Source organism: uncultured Amnibacterium sp., assembly GCF_964250715.1.
Lineage (GTDB): Bacteria > Actinomycetota > Actinomycetes > Actinomycetales > Microbacteriaceae > Amnibacterium.
Genome location: NZ_CAXUGX010000001.1, coordinates 306,495 through 321,791, shown reverse-complemented (window position 1 = coordinate 321,791; position 15,297 = coordinate 306,495). Strand labels below are relative to the sequence as shown.

General features: G+C 72.7%; 11 protein-coding genes. 7 read left to right on the top strand and 4 right to left on the bottom strand.

The features are described from left to right. Nucleotides 1-24 precede the first annotated feature (24 nt). The 4 genes from ACFE7H_RS01485 to ACFE7H_RS01470 form a co-directional block, all read right to left on the bottom strand. Complete coding sequence (locus tag ACFE7H_RS01485) at nt 25-786, bottom strand: glycosyltransferase (RefSeq protein WP_375399417.1); 762 nt, start codon at nt 784-786, stop codon at nt 25-27. After that, on the bottom strand, nt 786-2,276 hold the full coding sequence (locus tag ACFE7H_RS01480) for a PIG-L family deacetylase (protein ID WP_375399416.1): 1,491 nt from the start codon (nt 2,274-2,276) through the stop codon (nt 786-788). The genes ACFE7H_RS01485 and ACFE7H_RS01480 overlap by 1 nt, the downstream gene beginning before the upstream one ends. Continuing rightward, nucleotides 2,270-3,319: an acyl-CoA dehydrogenase gene (locus ACFE7H_RS01475; RefSeq protein ID WP_375399415.1), complete on the bottom strand. Its 1,050-nt coding sequence runs from the start codon at nt 3,317-3,319 to the stop codon at nt 2,270-2,272. Before ACFE7H_RS01475 ends, ACFE7H_RS01480 begins: the two co-directional genes overlap by 7 nt. Nucleotides 3,320-3,452: 133 nt before the next feature. Continuing rightward, a complete protein-coding gene (locus ACFE7H_RS01470; RefSeq protein WP_375399414.1) occupies nt 3,453-5,558 on the bottom strand; it encodes a glycosyltransferase family 39 protein in 2,106 nt (701 codons plus the stop codon). Between the two features lie 155 nt (nt 5,559-5,713). Here ACFE7H_RS01470 and ACFE7H_RS01465 point away from each other — a divergent pair, with 155 nt between their 5' ends. The 7 genes from ACFE7H_RS01465 to ACFE7H_RS01435 all read left to right on the top strand — a co-directional run bounded on the left by ACFE7H_RS01465 (nt 5,714) and on the right by ACFE7H_RS01435 (nt 15,286). Continuing rightward, the gene (locus ACFE7H_RS01465; RefSeq protein WP_375399413.1) at nt 5,714-7,093 is read left to right on the top strand and encodes an aspartate aminotransferase family protein; all 1,380 of its coding nucleotides are present in this window, start codon (nt 5,714-5,716) and stop codon (nt 7,091-7,093) included. A gap of 282 nt (nt 7,094-7,375) precedes the next feature. Next, the gene (locus ACFE7H_RS01460) at nt 7,376-7,465 is read left to right on the top strand and encodes a potassium-transporting ATPase subunit F (RefSeq protein ID WP_375399412.1); all 90 of its coding nucleotides are present in this window, start codon (nt 7,376-7,378) and stop codon (nt 7,463-7,465) included. A 2-nt stretch (nt 7,466-7,467) separates the two neighbouring features. After that, nucleotides 7,468-9,141: a potassium-transporting ATPase subunit KdpA gene (gene kdpA / locus ACFE7H_RS01455; RefSeq protein ID WP_375399411.1), complete on the top strand. Its 1,674-nt coding sequence runs from the start codon at nt 7,468-7,470 to the stop codon at nt 9,139-9,141. Between the two features lie 2 nt (nt 9,142-9,143). Then, nucleotides 9,144-11,312, top strand: coding sequence for a potassium-transporting ATPase subunit KdpB (gene kdpB / locus ACFE7H_RS01450; protein WP_375399410.1), 2,169 nt, complete (start codon nt 9,144-9,146; stop codon nt 11,310-11,312). Between the two features lie 56 nt (nt 11,313-11,368). Further along, nucleotides 11,369-11,992, top strand: a complete 624-nt coding sequence (kdpC, locus tag ACFE7H_RS01445) for a potassium-transporting ATPase subunit KdpC (protein ID WP_375399409.1) — start codon at nt 11,369-11,371, stop codon at nt 11,990-11,992. A 13-nt stretch (nt 11,993-12,005) separates the two neighbouring features. Continuing rightward, complete coding sequence (locus ACFE7H_RS01440; protein WP_375399408.1) at nt 12,006-14,573, top strand: ATP-binding protein; 2,568 nt, start codon at nt 12,006-12,008, stop codon at nt 14,571-14,573. Next, on the top strand, nt 14,570-15,286 hold the full coding sequence (locus ACFE7H_RS01435; RefSeq protein WP_375399407.1) for a response regulator: 717 nt from the start codon (nt 14,570-14,572) through the stop codon (nt 15,284-15,286). The genes ACFE7H_RS01440 and ACFE7H_RS01435 overlap by 4 nt, the downstream gene beginning before the upstream one ends. Nucleotides 15,287-15,297: the final 11 nt, after the last annotated feature.

The window sequence follows — 15,297 nt, the reverse complement described above, 5'->3', positions numbered from 1 at the left end:
AGACGGAGGGGGCGGAGGTGCCGCTCAGCGCTCCGGGGTGTCCCGGAGGACCGCGGTGCGCAGGTAGGCCGCGAAGCCGCCGGGAGTGCGGCCGTGCGTGCGGCCCGAGGTGGTGACCGGCGCACGGTCGGTCGTCACCACCACGGCGCCGGCGGTGCGGAGCGCCTCCACCAGGGCCGCGTCCTCGTGCTCGCCGACGTCGGCGAAGCCGCCCACCTGCAGGTAGGAGTCCGCGCGCACGCCCAGGTTCGCGCCGTGCACATAGGGATGCGCCTCCGCCTGCGGGTTCAGCCGGTGCCACCGGGCGAGCTGGTGCGGTGTCAGGTCGACCGGGGAGGGCCGCACCGATCCGAGCAGCAGGTCCGCTCCCCCGCGAGCGGCGGCCAGGTGCACCCGCAGCCAGTCCACGTGCACGACGGAGTCGGCGTCCGTGCAGGCGATCCAGCAGGCCGAGGGCGCTCCGGCCGCGGCCAGGCCGGTCGCGACCGCCGCGGACCGAGCGGCGCCCACCTTGCCCACGAACGTCTCCACCACGGTCGCGCCGGCCTCGCGTGCCAGTTCGGCGGTCGTATCGGTGCAACTGTCCGCGGCGACGACGACCACCACCCGGGGCGGATGCGGGTCCCAGGCGGCGAGGGCCGCTCGGGCGGTCTCGATCGCGGCGAGCGCCGCCGGCAGGTTCGGCGCCTCGTCGCGCGCCGGGATGGCGACCACCAGGTGGTCGATCCGGCGCACGGCCGGCGCCGCAGAACTCGAGAGCAGGTCCGACCCCTCGTACATCGGCATCACCGCAGCCCGGTCGCCTGGGCAACGCTGCGGGCCGCGCCCGCCTGCAGCACCTCGAGCACGAAGTCATCCTCGTCGTGCCGCACGATCACCGTCGCGTCGAGCGCCTCCCGGATCACCCGGTGCACGGCGTCGCCGCCCCGGTCCAGGCCGAGGACCAACGGGCGCCAGTGGCAGAGCAGCACCGTGCCGGCGGGGCTCAGGGAGTCGCGGATGCGCTCGGCGAGTGCGGGCAGGCGGTCGCCGGTCAGGTAGAAGCCCGTCTCGGACAGAACGATCAGGTCGAACGTGCCCTCCGGCCACTGCTCGGGTAGGCGGCGCAGCTGCACCGCGGCGTGCGGCAGCTCGGCGAGTCGGTCGCCGGCCAGCCGCACCGCCCGGGGAGCGACGTCCGTGGCGAGCAGGCTGTCGGAGCGCAGAGCCAGTTCCTGCGCGAGCAGGCCCGTGGAGCAGCCGATCTCCAGGGTGCGCCCATAGCGCTCCGCGGGCAGGCAGGCGACGGTGAGGGCGCGCTTGCGCCGCTCGTACCAGCGCTCGGCGAAGCCCCACGGGTCGTCGCTCCCCGCGTACATGGCGTCGAAGTCGGTTTCCCCGGCGGCCGGCGCCGGCGTGACGAAGAAGAGTTCGCTGCCCGCCTGGAAGTGGGCGAGCATCTGGGGCAGCAGCAGCACCTCGTCGCCGGGCTCGGGCGAGAGGGGCGCGATCTGGGTCGCGTGGACGGCGATCGCCGCCGCCTTGGCCTCGCCTGCCTCGGCGGACAGTTCGAACCGCACCGCGACCGGGGCGGCGGACGGACTGCCCGACGGGGTACCGGAGGAGGTGCCCGAGGTCACATCGGAGGGCACATCGGCCGGGACGCCCCAGTGGAACAGCCAGATCGGCGCCTCCAGCAGCGTCGCTCCGACGGCTTCGGTCACCTGCGCGGCGAGGGCGCCGACCGTCTCGTGGTCGGGATGCCGGTCCCCCCGCCAGGTCGAGACGACCGTGTCGCCGGGCTGGATGAGGTCGGCGATGCCCGCGCGCAGGTCGTCGGCGTGCTCACGCAGGCGCCCGTCCGGCAGTCGCAGCAGCGTGACGGACGCCTGCGGCGCGAGCACGGCCACCGCCTGCCGCACCTCCCGCTCCCGCTCCGCCGCGAGCGCCTGGGGCGTCCAGGTGGGCGAGCGGGGGTGGGAGGCCTCGCCGCAGGTCGCGACCACCACGTGCACGGGCACGTCGCGGGCGGCCGCCGTCGCGATCAGGCCGCCGGCCATCAGCGTCTCGTCGTCGGGGTGCGCGGCCAGCACGACGAGCCGGTGCAGCGGACCGATGTCGAGCGGTGTGGCGCGGCCGCGGTACTCGCTCCAGGCCGACTCCGGGGTGCCCGGCTCGGAGCCGTCGAACACGCCCGGGGTCGTCGCGCCCGGGGTCGTCGCATCCGGCATCACCGCGTCTGGCGTCACCGCATCTGGCATCACCGCGTCCGGGGTCACCGCGTCGGGCGTCACCATGCCGGCGCGTCCTCGCGCACGGCGGCGCCGAGGCGGGCGTCGTCCCGCTCGGCGTGGTGCTGACGCAGATAGACCGTCAGGTCGGCGACGCGGCGGGCGTGCTCACCGTCGAGGGTGAGCGGCGCTGGGCCGAGCGCATGGCCAGCCAGGATCAGCACCCGCTCGGCCGCGGTCGCCACCACGCCGCGAACCCGCGCGGCGAGCAGCGCGCCGGCCGGGCCGACCGCGTCGCCGTCGTCGACGCGGTGCGCGGCCGCGGCGAGGGCCAGGCGGGCGCCGTGCAGCAGCCGGTCGGCCTCGCCGAGCGCCGCGAGCGCGAACTGGTCCGGCTCGCGGCCGCGCGTCGAATCCAGCAGCCGCTGCGCCACCGCCGCTGCCCCGCCGTACCAGCAGGCGGCCACGCCGATGCCGCCCCACGCGAAGCCGGGCCGCTCCAGGTACCAGCCGGCCTCACCGACCGGGGAGGCGGGAACGTCCTGCAGTCGCAGATCGCCGCTCTCGACTGCCGCGAGGCCCAGAGCGTGCCACTGGCCGGGTAGCGCGCTGGCGCCGTCGTGGTGCAGGTCGACGGCGAACAGTCGCCGGCCGGCGGGGGTCTGCGCCGTGACGAGCGCACGGTCGAGCGAACCCGCGAGCGAGCACCACGGCTTCACCCCGTCGAGCACGGTTCCACCGTCCCGCTGCAACGCGCTGACCACGAGCCCGGGACGCTCGGCGGCATACACCCCGTACACCGCGTCGGGCTCGGCCGGCAGCGCCGCCTGCCGCAGGATCGCCAGGGCGTCCAGGTGCGGCTCGACGACGCGGGCGACGGTCAGGTCGATCGCCGCCACGCTCGCCAGCAGCGACCAGAGCCCGCTCGTGCGACCCTCCCCCGGATACGGCGCGGACTGGGCCAGGGTGCGGGCCAGGCCGATCGCGGCATCGACGTCGCCGGCTGCGGCGCGCGCCTGCTCGATCGCCCCGCCGGGCATCGCCCCGCCGGGCATCGCGCCGTCGGGCAGCGCCCCGTCGCCGGCATCGATCAGCACCACATCCGGCATGGTCCATCCGTAGCGGATGCACCTGAGTGCCGGGCCGTCGGCGGTCCCCGGTGGCGCCCTCGCACCCGCGCTCACGGCTCGGTTCTCGACGCACCCGCGTGAGCGAGGCATCGAGAACCGAACCGGCGACCGGCTACGAGGTCGCCTTGGTCAGGTCGTAGACCGTCGAGCCGCCGACCGTCGTCGCCATGAAGTGCGCCTTCACCCAGGTGCTGATCGCGGTCGAGGTCGAGCCGCCCTGACCGCCCGCGCCCATTCCTGTACCCGTTCCCGCACCCGTTCCCGCACCGCCGGCGCCGCCGCCTTGGGCACCACCTGTCGAGCCGAGGTAGTAGTGCACCTGTCCCGCCTTCACCGCGGCCTGGAACTGCGCCAGCGTCGGGGTGGGGTCGCTGCTCCAGCCGCCGATCGCCATCACGGCCGTGCCGCTGGCCAGCTCCAGGGTCGCCGCGGGCTGCGATCCATCCGTCGCCGCCGACCACCGCGTGCCGGCCGACTTCAGCAGCGTCGTGAGCGCCGCGGAGGAGGTCGCCGTGCCGCCCCGCGTACCGACGCCGGCGGTGCCGGTCGCCATGCCTGCTCCCGTGACGCTGCCCGCTCCGGTGGCGCCGCCGGCGCCCGGGCGCGTGCCGCTCGGCGCGCTCCCACCGGACCCAGTTCCGGTACCCGGCATGCCTCCGCCCGCGCCGCCGCCGAATCCCGATGCGCTCGTCACCGAGCCGGAGGAGGGGATGGATCCCGTGTGCGCGACGGACGCGGTCGAAACCGCCCAGGCGGCACTGCCACCGAGCCCGAAGAGCGTGCCGGTCAGCACCGTGACGGCCAGCAGTCGGGCCGCACCACGGGAGCGGAGCCACGACCCGAGCACGATCCCCGCGGTCGACAGCACCGCGCCGGTCAGCAGGGTCCACCGCAGCCACGGCAGCCAGCTCGCGTTCTCGCTCAGCAGGACGAACGCCATGACACCGCTGACCGCGACCATCCCGGCGAGGCCCGCCCGCCCGAGCCAGGTCCGCCGCCGCGTCCACAGCAGCACCCCGGCCGTGCCGACCAGGCCGCCGAGCGCGGGTGCGAGGGCGACCGTGTAATAGGGGTGGATCGTGCCGCTCATGAAGCTGAACACCAGGCCGGTGACCAGCAGCCAGCCGCCCCAGGTGACGAGGCCGGCGCGGAGCGGGTCCAGGCGACCGCGGCGCCGGGTGGCGACCAGGCCGAGCACCAGGGCCAGCAGTGCGGCCGGCAGCAGCCAAGAGATCTCCAGGCCCATCTCGCCGGAGAACAGCCGCTGCAGCCCCGTCTCGCCGCCGAAGCTGGATCCGGAGGACCCGGACCCGCCGCCTCCGCCGTTCCCGCTGCCGCCGAACAGGCGACCGAGGCCGTTGTAGCCGAACACCAGGTCGAGCACGGAGTTGTTGGTCGAGCCGCCGATGTAGGGCCGGGCGTCCGCCGGCCAGAGCGCGACCGCCAGCACCCACCAGCCGGCCGCGACGACGAGCGCGCCGGCGGCGACGAGCAGGTGCCGGATGCGGCGCCCGAGGGTCGCGTCGGCCGCGACCAGGTAGACGAGGCCGAAGGCCGGCAAGACGAGCAGACCCTGCAGCATCTTGGTCAGGAACGCGAAGCCCAGCGCCGCACCGGCGAGCGTGAGCCATCTCCACGATGCCGCCGGCAGCGCACGGACGACGCAGTACGCGGCGACCGTCATCAGCAGGGTCAGCAGCGCATCCGGGTTGTCGAAGCGGAACATCAGCGCCGCGCCCGGCGTCGCCGCGAGCACCAGACCGCCGAGCAGGCCGCCGACGGCGCTCGCCCGCGCACCCAGCATCGCGAGAGTGCGGCGGACGGTGGCGAACACCAGCGCGACAGAGGCGACGCCCATCAGCGCCTGCGGCACCAGCAGGCTCCAGCTGGAGAAGCCGAAGAGCCGCGCCGACAACGCCATCACCCATAGGGAGGCCGGCGGCTTGTCGACGGTGATGAAGTTGGCCGAGTCGAGGGACCCGAAGAAGAACGCCTTCCAGCTGGTCGCGCCGGCCTGCACCGCGGCGGCGTAGAAGCTGTTGGCCGTGCCGCTGTCCGCCAGCGCCCACAGGTACAGGGCGGCGGTGAGGGCGAGCAGCCCGCAGAACGACGGGCGCACCCACCGGATCCGCGTGCGATCGCGCTCCACCGGGCGGTGCAGGGCGCGGCTGTCAACACTGTGTGGTGCGCGGCCGGCAGCAACTGTCGAAGTCGTCATGTGCTCATCGTCTGAGCGCGGACAACGCAGCTCCGATGGGTCTGCAGTGCGTCGTCTATGAACGTCCGGGCGGCCAGATACCGGCAGTGCATTTGGATCCACAGCGTGAACGTGTGGCCGAGGGAGCATCCGGCCCCGCCTGTACCCTGACCCGCGTGATCGAGACGCGGCGGCGCGCGCTGGTGCAGAACGTGCTGAACGCCGACCTGCCGGTCGCGGTCCGCGGCCGGGGCGTCTGGCTGCAGGACGACGCGGGCCGGCGGTATTTCGACGCCTGCAGCGGCGCGGTCGTGTCCGCCCTCGGTCACGCCCACCCGCGGATCGTGGCCGCGATCGCCGACCAGGCCGCCCGGCTGACCTTCGTGCACCGCGGCGCGTTCGCGCCCGAACCGACTCTGCGGCTCGCCGAGCGCCTCACCGCCCTGACCGGCTACGCCGCGGCGTGGCTCGTCGGCAGCGGATCGGAGGCGGTCGAGGCGGCCATGCAGTTCGCGCTGCAGTACCACCGCGAGACGGGGCGGCCGGAGCGGCAGTGGTTCCTCTCCCACCGGCGCGGCTACCACGGCAACACGCTCGGCGGTCTGTCGCTCTCCGGTCACGGGCGGCGCGCCGTGGTGGGCGATCTGGCGTACGCCTTCGCCGAACTGGAGGCGCCCGCCACCCGCCGCGACCCGTCCCCCGCCGCGGAACGGCTGCACACCGACCAGCTGCTCGCCGGCGCCCGCGCAGCGCTCGAACGGAACCGCGACCGTATCGCGGCGATCGTCGTCGAGCCCGTCGGCGGCGCCACCCTGGGGGCGACCGTGCCGCCGGACGGCTACCTGCCGGGACTGCGATCCCTCGCCGACGAGTTCGGTGCGCTGCTGGTGTTCGACGAGGTGCTCTCGGGCATGGGCCGCACCGGCCGCGTGCTCGCCGCCGACCACTGGGGTGTGCGGGCCGACCTCGTCGCCCTCGGCAAGGGCCTGGGTGCCGGCTACGCGAGCATCGCCGGCGTGCTCCTCGACGCGCCGGTGCTCGACGCGATCGCCGCCGGCAGCGGGCGCATCGCCGGCGGTCACACCTACGGAGGCAACCCGCTCGCCGCCGCGACGGCCCTCGCCGTGCTCGACGTGATGGAGCAGGAGCGCCTGGTCGAGCGGGCCGAGCGCACGGGCGCGGTGCTGCGACTCCTGCTCGACCGCCTCGCCGCCGCCCACCCGGTGGTGGCCGAGGTGCGCGGCATTGGGATGCTGCAGGCCGTCGAGCTCGAACTCGACCCGGGCGCCGCCCCCGGCGTCACCGCCGCACGGTTCGCCGAGAACGCCAGAGCCGCCGGGGCGATCGTCTACGTCGCGACGGGCGGATTCCTCGACGCGGTGCTGGTCGCTCCGCCGCTCGTGACGACCGAGGCCGAACTGCAGGTGCTCGTCGGCATGCTCGAATCGGCCCTGACAACCTTCGAGTCCACCGTCCCGAGCCGAGGAATTCAGGACAGATCGAGAAGCGAAGGAGGATCCGGGCCGGATCCGGCCCGCGGTCTCGACATCGCCTGAATACTTCGCGGTCGTGCGGATGGACCGCAGCGCCCGAGCGGGCGTGAGCAGCGTGTGAGGAATCGCGGCCCGCCCGTAGGGATCGCGTTAGGAACGCAGGTCCGCGCTCCGGCCGGGAGTGAGATCAGTCGTTCCGGTCACAGCGACCGGGGATCGCGGCAGGACCCTGCCCGCGTGCTGGTCGATCTGTGACGGAGTAGCCGTGCTGGATGTCGTGTGTGTGGCGGGCGTGATCGTGCTCGCCGCCATGGTCGCACTGGTCGGACGGGCGGTGGAGAAGCTGTGATCGTCTTCGATCTGCTGGCCGCGGTGCTGGCCCTCGCCTCGCTCGTCTACCTCGTCGTGGCGCTCGTGAAGCCGGAGCGGTTCTGACCATGACCGTGCTCCTCTTCATCGCGCAGCTCGCGACCCTCGCGCTGCTACTCGCCCTCTGCTACCGCCCGCTGGGCGCCTACATGGCACGCACCTTCACCTCCGACCGCGACCTTGCGATCGAGCGCGGCTTCTACCGCCTGGTCGGCGTGCAGTCCGGGTCCAGCCAGAGCTGGCGCAACTACCTGCGCGGCGTGCTGGCGTTCTCGGTGCTCGGCGTGCTGGTGCTCTACGCCCTGCAGCGGCTGCAGGCGGTGCTGCCCGGGTCGCTCGGCCTGCCCGCGATCCCGGAGGGGCTCGCGTTCAACACGGCCGTCTCGTTCGTGACGAACACGAACTGGCAGTCGTACTCGCCGGAGTTGACCATGGGCTACACCGTGCAGTTCGCCGGCCTGGTCGTGCAGAACTTCGCCTCCGCCGCGGTCGGTCTGGCCGTCGCGATCGCCCTGGTGCGCGGGCTCGCCGCTCGCCGCAGCACGACGATCGGCAACTTCTGGGTCGACCTGACCCGTGGGGTGCTGCGGATCCTGCTGCCGTTCTCGGTGGTCGCGGCGATCGTGCTGATCATCGGCGGCGTCGTGCAGAACTTCAACGGGTTCGAGCACGTGCAGACCCTGACCGGCGGCACGGCGACGATCCCCGGCGGTCCGGCCGCATCGCAGGAGGCGATCAAGGAGCTCGGCACGAACGGCGGCGGCTTCTTCAACGCCAACTCCGCGCACCCGTTCGAGAACCCGACGGCATGGACGAACCTGTTCGAGATCTTCCTGATGCTGCTGATCCCGTTCTCGCTGGCCCGCACCTTCGGGATCATGGTCGGCGACCGCCGCCAGGGCCGCACGGTGCTCGCGGTCATGTCGAGCCTGTTCCTGCTCTCGCTGATCTCCCTGACGCTGTTCGAGTACGCCGGCGGAGGCAGTGCCACCCGCACCGCCGCCGGGGCGATGGAGGGCAAGGAGCAGCGCTTCGGCATCCTCGCCTCGACGCTCTTCGGCACCTCGACGACACTGACCTCCACCGGCGCGGTCGACGCTGCGCACGACAGCCTGACGCCGCTCGGCGGCATGATGACGCTGATCAACATGATGCTCGGCGAACTGGCTCCCGGCGGCGTCGGCTCGGGGCTGTACGGCTTCCTGATCATCGCGATCGTGGCGGTGTTCCTCGCCGGACTGATGATCGGCCGCACGCCGACGTTCCTCGGCAAGCAGGTCGGCGGCCGCGAGATCAAGCTCGCGAGCCTCTACCTGCTGACCACGCCGGCCATCGTGCTGGCCGGGCTGGGGATCAGCTTCGCGATTCCCGCGTTGACCGGCGACCTGACCAAGGTGTCGATCTTCAACCCAGGGCAGCACGGCTTCTCCGAGGTGCTCTACGCCTTCACCTCCGCGGGCAACAACAACGGCTCGGCGTTCGGCGGTATCACCGCGAATACGCCGTGGTTGAACGCGGCACTGGCGGGAGCTATGTTCCTCGGCCGCTACCTGCCCATCGTGTTCGTGCTCGCCCTGGCCGGCTCGTTCGCGACGCAGGACGTGCGGCCGGCGAACGAGGGCACCCTGCCGACGCACCGGCCGCAGTTCGCCGTGCTCGTCTTCGGCACCGTGCTCGTGGTGTCGGCACTGACCTACTTCCCCGTTCTCGCGCTGGGTCCCCTGGCGGAAGGGCTCGTCTGACCATGACCACCACCACGACCACACCGACCACGCCCGAGACGGCGCCGGACCGGGCCCCGCAGAAGCACACGCCCCAGAAGGCGCCGCAGGGCGCGTTCAGCGCGGGTCAGCTGATCCGCGGCCTGCCCGGTGCGTTCGTGAAGCTCAGCCCGCGGGAACTCTGGCACAACCCCGTCATGTTCATCGTCGAGGTGGGCGCGGCGCTCACCACCGTGCTGGCCGTGGCGCTGCCCTTCGTCGGCGACTCGACGACCACCGGCGCGACGATCACCTTCACGTGGCTGATCGCGATCTGGCTGTGGCTGACGGTGCTCTTCGCCACCCTGGCCGAGTCGGTGGCGGAGGGGCGGGGCAAGGCCCAGGCCGCCGCCCTGCGCAAGACGCGCACCACCACCATCGCCAACCGTGTCGATCAGTACGACGAGCGCGGTGACGCGGGCGCCGAGCGCGCGGCGACCAGTCAGGTCGCCTCCGCCGATCTGACGCTCGGCGATGTCGTCGTCGTGAGCGCCGGGGAGCCGATCCCGGGCGACGGCGACATCATCTGGGGTATCGCCTCGGTCGACGAGTCCGCGATCACCGGCGAATCCGCGCCCGTCGTCCGCGAGTCCGGCGGCGACCGCAGTGCGGTGACCGGCGGCACCCGCGTGCTGTCCGACCGCATCGTCGTGCGCATCACGAGCCGGCCGGGCGAGACGTTCGTCGACCGCATGATCAAGCTCGTCGAGGGCGCCGTTCGGCAGAAGACACCGAACGAGATCGCCCTGAACGTGCTGCTCGCCAGCCTGACGATCATCTTCGTCGTCGTCGTGCTGACGCTCGGGCCGATCGCCGGCTTCGCGAAGGCCGCGCCCAGCATCACGGTGCTGATCGCGCTGCTGGTGTGCCTGATCCCCACCACGATCGGCGCGCTGCTGTCCGCCATCGGCATCGCCGGGATGGACCGGCTGGTGCAGCACAACGTGCTGGCGATGTCCGGGCGTGCCGTCGAGGCCGCCGGCGATGTGACCACCCTGCTGCTCGACAAGACCGGCACCATCACCTACGGCAACCGCCGCGCTGCCGCCTTCACCGCGGTCGGCGGTGCGTCGCAGGTGGCACTGATCCGCGCCGCGGCGCTCGCCTCGCTCAGCGACCCGACGCCCGAGGGCGCCTCTGTACTCGACCTCGCCTCCGAGCTCGGCCACGAGCGCCCCGCCGACGGCGGCGGCGAAGCGGTCCCGTTCACCGCGCAGACGCGCATGAGCGGACTCGACCTGACCGACGGCACACGTATCCGCAAGGGCGCCGCCGCCCAGGTGCTGGCCTGGGCCGGCGAGTCCGGACCGCTTGCGCAGGCCGCCGTCGACGACCTGCATCGCGAGGTGCAGCACATCTCCGAATCCGGCGGCACCCCGCTCGCGGTCGCGACGCAGGGACCGGACGGCAGGGGCCAGCTGCTCGGCGTGATCTACCTGAAGGACATCGTGAAGACCGGCCTGGCGGAGCGCTTCGCCAGCCTGCGCGCCATGGGCATCCGCACCGTGATGGTCACCGGCGACAACCCGATCACCGCGAAGGCGATCGCCGCCGAGGCCGGCGTCGACGACGTGCTCGCCGAGGCGACCCCGGAGGACAAGCTCGCGCTGATCCGGCGCGAGCAGGAGGGCGGCCACCTGGTCGCGATGACCGGGGACGGCACCAACGACGCGCCCGCGCTCGCGCAGGCGGACGTCGGAGTCGCGATGAACACCGGCACGTCGGCGGCCAAAGAGGCCGGCAACATGGTCGACCTCGACTCCGACCCGACGAAGCTGATCGACGTGGTGACGATCGGCAAGCAGTTGCTGATCACCCGCGGTGCGCTGACGACGTTCTCGATCGCGAACGACGTCGCCAAGTACTTCGCGATCATCCCGGCGATGTTCGTGGGCGTGTTCCCGGGGCTGCAGGCGATCAACGTCATGCAGCTGCACTCGCCCGACTCCGCGATCCTCTCCGCCGTCATCTTCAACGCGGTGATCATCGTCGCCCTGATCCCGCTCGCCCTGCGCGGCGTGCAGTACCGGCCGTCGGGCGCGTCCCGGCTGCTGAGCACGAACCTGCTGATCTACGGAGTCGGCGGCCTGATCGCGCCCTTCCTCGGCATCAAGCTGATCGACCTGCTCGTCAGCCTGATCCCCGGCTTCTGAGCCGCACCCGCATCCGCCGAACCGACGCACGACCGAACGAAGAGGCACCACTTCCCATGTCCACCACCCCGCTGCGCGGCTCGTCCCGGCAGTACCTGGTCGCCCTGCGCGTCCTGATCGCGCTGACCGTCGTCTCGATCCTCTACACGTTCGCGATCACGGGCATCGGCCAGCTGATCCTGCCGGCGCAGTCCAACGGATCCGCTGTCGTCGTCGGCGGCAAGACGATCGGCTCCAGCCTGATCGGACAGTCCTTCACCACCGCCAAGGGCGCTCCGATCGTCCGCTGGTTCCAGTCACGCCCATCCGCCGCCGGCGACGGGTACGACGGCGGCGCCTCCAGCGCCAGCAACCTGGGCCCCAACAACCCCGACCTCGTCAAGGCGATCGAGGAGCGCAAGCAGCAGATCGAGTCGCTGTACGGCGTGAGCGCCGACCAGATCCCCGCCGACGCCGTCACCGCCTCCGGCTCCGGCCTGGACCCGCACATCTCCCCCGCCTACGCGCGGCTGCAGGTCGGCGCCATCGCCGAGGAGCGCGGCCTCAGCGCAACCGCGGTGCGCGCCCTGGTGGATAAGTTCACGCAGGGCCCTGATCTCGGCTATCTCGGACAATCGACGGTGAATGTGCTGCAGTTGAACGTCGCATTGGCGACGATGGATCCGAACGGCAACGGCTGAGGCTGGAGGGGCGATGGGCAGGGGACGACTTCGTGTGTTCCTCGGCGCCGCCCCCGGGGTCGGCAAGACCTACGCGATGCTGGAGGAGGGCCTGCGGCTGACCGGCCTCGGCCGTGACGTGGTGGTCGCGGTCGTGGAAACCCACGAGCGACGCGGCACCGCCGCACTGCTGCCCGGCATCGAGACGATCCCCCGCCGGGAGGTGGAGCACCGCGGCGTCCATCTGACCGAGATGGACCTGGATGCGATCCTGGCCCGGCGTCCGCAGATCGCGCTGGTCGACGAGCTCGCGCACACGAACGCCCCGGGTTCCCAGCACGAGAAGCGCTGGCAGGACGTGGAGACGCTGCTGGAGGCCGGCATCCACGTGCTGTCGACCGTCAACATCCAGCACATCGAGTCATTGAACGATGTCGTCGAGCAGATCACCGGCGTCCCGCAGCGCGAGACCATCCCCGACGCGGTGCTGCGCCGCGCCGACCAGACCGAGCTGGTCGACCTGACGCCGCAGGCGCTTCGCGATCGGCTCGCCGACGGCGACGTCTACCCGGCGAGCCGGATCGACGCCGCCCTGTCGAACTACTTCCGCCTGGGCAACCTGACCGCGCTGCGCGAGCTGGCGCTGCTGTGGCTCGCCGACGAGGTCGACTCCGCGCTGCAGCGGTACCGGCAGGAACACGGCATCGACGCCCATTGGGAGGCGCGCGAGCGCGTGGTCGTCGCCCTGACCGGCGGCCGGGAGGGCGAGACCCTGCTGCGGCGCGGCGCCCGCATCGCGGCCCGCGCGTCCGGCGGAGATCTGCTGGCGGTGCACGTCACGAGCGACGACGGGCTTCGGGAGATCGACCCGCACGCCCTGGCCAGCCAGCGCACCCTGGTCGAACAGCTCGGCGGCACCTATCACCAGGTGATCGGCCGCGACATCCCGGAGGCGCTCGTCGCATTCGCGCGCGGCGTCAACGCGACCCAGCTCGTGATCGGCGTCTCGCGGCGCAGCCGCCTGCTCGCCTTTTTGACCGGGCCGGGCATCGGCTCCACGGTGACCCGCGACTCCGGCGATATCGACGTGCACATCGTCAACCACGCCGCGGCGGGCCGGCAGCGGCTCGTGCTGCCCCACACCCGCGGCGCACTCAGCATCGAGCGGCGCGTCGCCGGCTTCGCGGTGGCGCTCGTCGGCGGGCCGCTGCTGTCCCTGCTGCTCGTCGCGCTGCGGTCGACCGAGTCGCTGACCGCCGACGCGCTGGCGTTCCAACTGCTCGTCGTGCTCGTCGCCCTGGTCGGCGGAGTGCTGCCGGCATCGTTCGCGGCCGTGCTGTCCGGGCTCACCCTCGACTTCCTGTTCGTGGAGCCGATCGAGCAGCTGAGCGTCGCGCGCCCGATCCACTTCCTCGCCCTGGCCCTGTACGTGGTCAACGGAGTGCTGGTCAGTCTGGTCGTCGATCAGGCCGCCCGGCGCACCCGCTCGGCCAACCGGTCCGCGGCGGAGTCGGAGGTGCTGGCCACCGTGGCGGGCAGCGTGCTGCGGGGCGGCGACGCGCTCGGCGCGATCGTCTCGCGCACCCGCGAGGCGTTCGGCCTGGAGGCCGTCCGGCTCGTCTCCGGCGACGTCGTCATCGCCAGCGACGGCGCCGATGGGGCGAAGGGGACCGTCACGACGCTGCCGGTCGGCGAGCGGGCCTCGCTCATGCTGGTCGGCAACGACATCCAGGCCACGGACCGGCGCGTGCTCGGTGTCATCGTCACTCAGCTGGACGCCGCGCTGCAGCATCAGAACCTGACCGTCTCCGCCAGCGAGCTGGCACCGCTGGCCGAGACCGACCGGGTGCGCAGCGCGCTGCTCGCCGCGGTGGGGCACGACCTGCGCCGCCCCCTGGCGGTTGCGACGGCGGCGGTGACGGGGCTGCGCTCCCCCTCCACCAAGCTCTCGCAGGCGGACCGCGCCGCACTCCTGAAGAGCGCCGAGGCGGGACTGTCGAACCTGGCCGACCTCGTGACGAACCTGCTGGACGTCAGCCGCGTGCAGGCGGGGGTGCTGGCGGTCTCGCTCGCCGCGGTGGACGTGGACGACGTGCTGCCGCCGGTGCTGGAGGAACTCGCGGTACCGCCGGGCGGTGTCGTGCTGCGGATCCCGGACGATGTGCCGGCGGTCCGCGCGGACGCCGGCCTCTTGCAGCGGGTACTCGTGAACCTGCTGGCGAACGCGTTGCGGTACTCGCCGCCGGGTGCTCCCCCGGAGGTCGGGGCGAGCGTCTTCGGCGGCTCGGTCGAGATCCGCGTGGTCGATCACGGCCCGGGTGTGCCGGAGGACCGCCGGTCGAGCATGTTCGAGGCGTTCCAGCAGTCCGGCGACACGGACAACACGGTCGGCATCGGACTGGGGCTGGCCCTGTCCAGGGGCTTCACCGAGGGGATGGGCGGATCGCTGCAAGCGGAGGACACGCCCGGCGGCGGCCTGACCATGGTCATCGCCCTGCCGCTCGACCCCGCCGAGCACACAGGGCAGATCGGGCAGATCGGCGAGGCCGGGCAGCCCGAGCGCGACCGGGTGCTGCACCCGGATCTGGAGACGACCGCGTGAAGGTCGTCGTCGCGGACGATGATCCCCAGATCCTCGCTGCGCTTCGGATCCTGCTGCGCGCGCACGGGTACGAACTGGTGCTGGCGCGGACCGGCAAGCAGGCCCTGGACGCGGCGGCACACGACCATCCCGATCTGGTGATGCTCGACCTCGGCATGCCGCAGCTGAACGGCATCGAGGTGATCCGGGCGATCCGCGGCTGGAGCCGCATCCCGATCCTGGTGGTGTCGGGGCGCACCGACTCCGCCGACAAGGTCGCCGCGCTCGACGCCGGTGCGGACGACTACGTGACCAAGCCCTTCGCCGCCGACGAGCTGCTCGCCCGCATCCGGGCACTCACCCGGCGCATCGCCGCCGACGATGCGTCGGCGGCGCCGGCGGTGCGGTTCGGCGATGTCGCGATCGACCTGGCCAGCCGGCGAGTCACGCGCGGCGTCGGAGGCACGGAGCAGGTCGTGCGGCTGACCCCCACGGAGTGGGCGATCATCGAGCTGCTGCTACGCCACCCGGGCCGCCTCGTCACGCAGCGCACGGTCCTCAGCGAGGTGTGGGGCCCGGGGCACGCGAACGATACCGGCTACCTGCGCCTGTACCTGGCTCAGCTGCGCAAGAAGCTCGAGCCGGATCCGTCCCGGCCGAAGTACCTGCTGACCGAACCCGGCATGGGCTACCGATTCGTGCCGGAGCCGGCCACCGAGCCGACCCAGCACTGATCGCCCCGGCG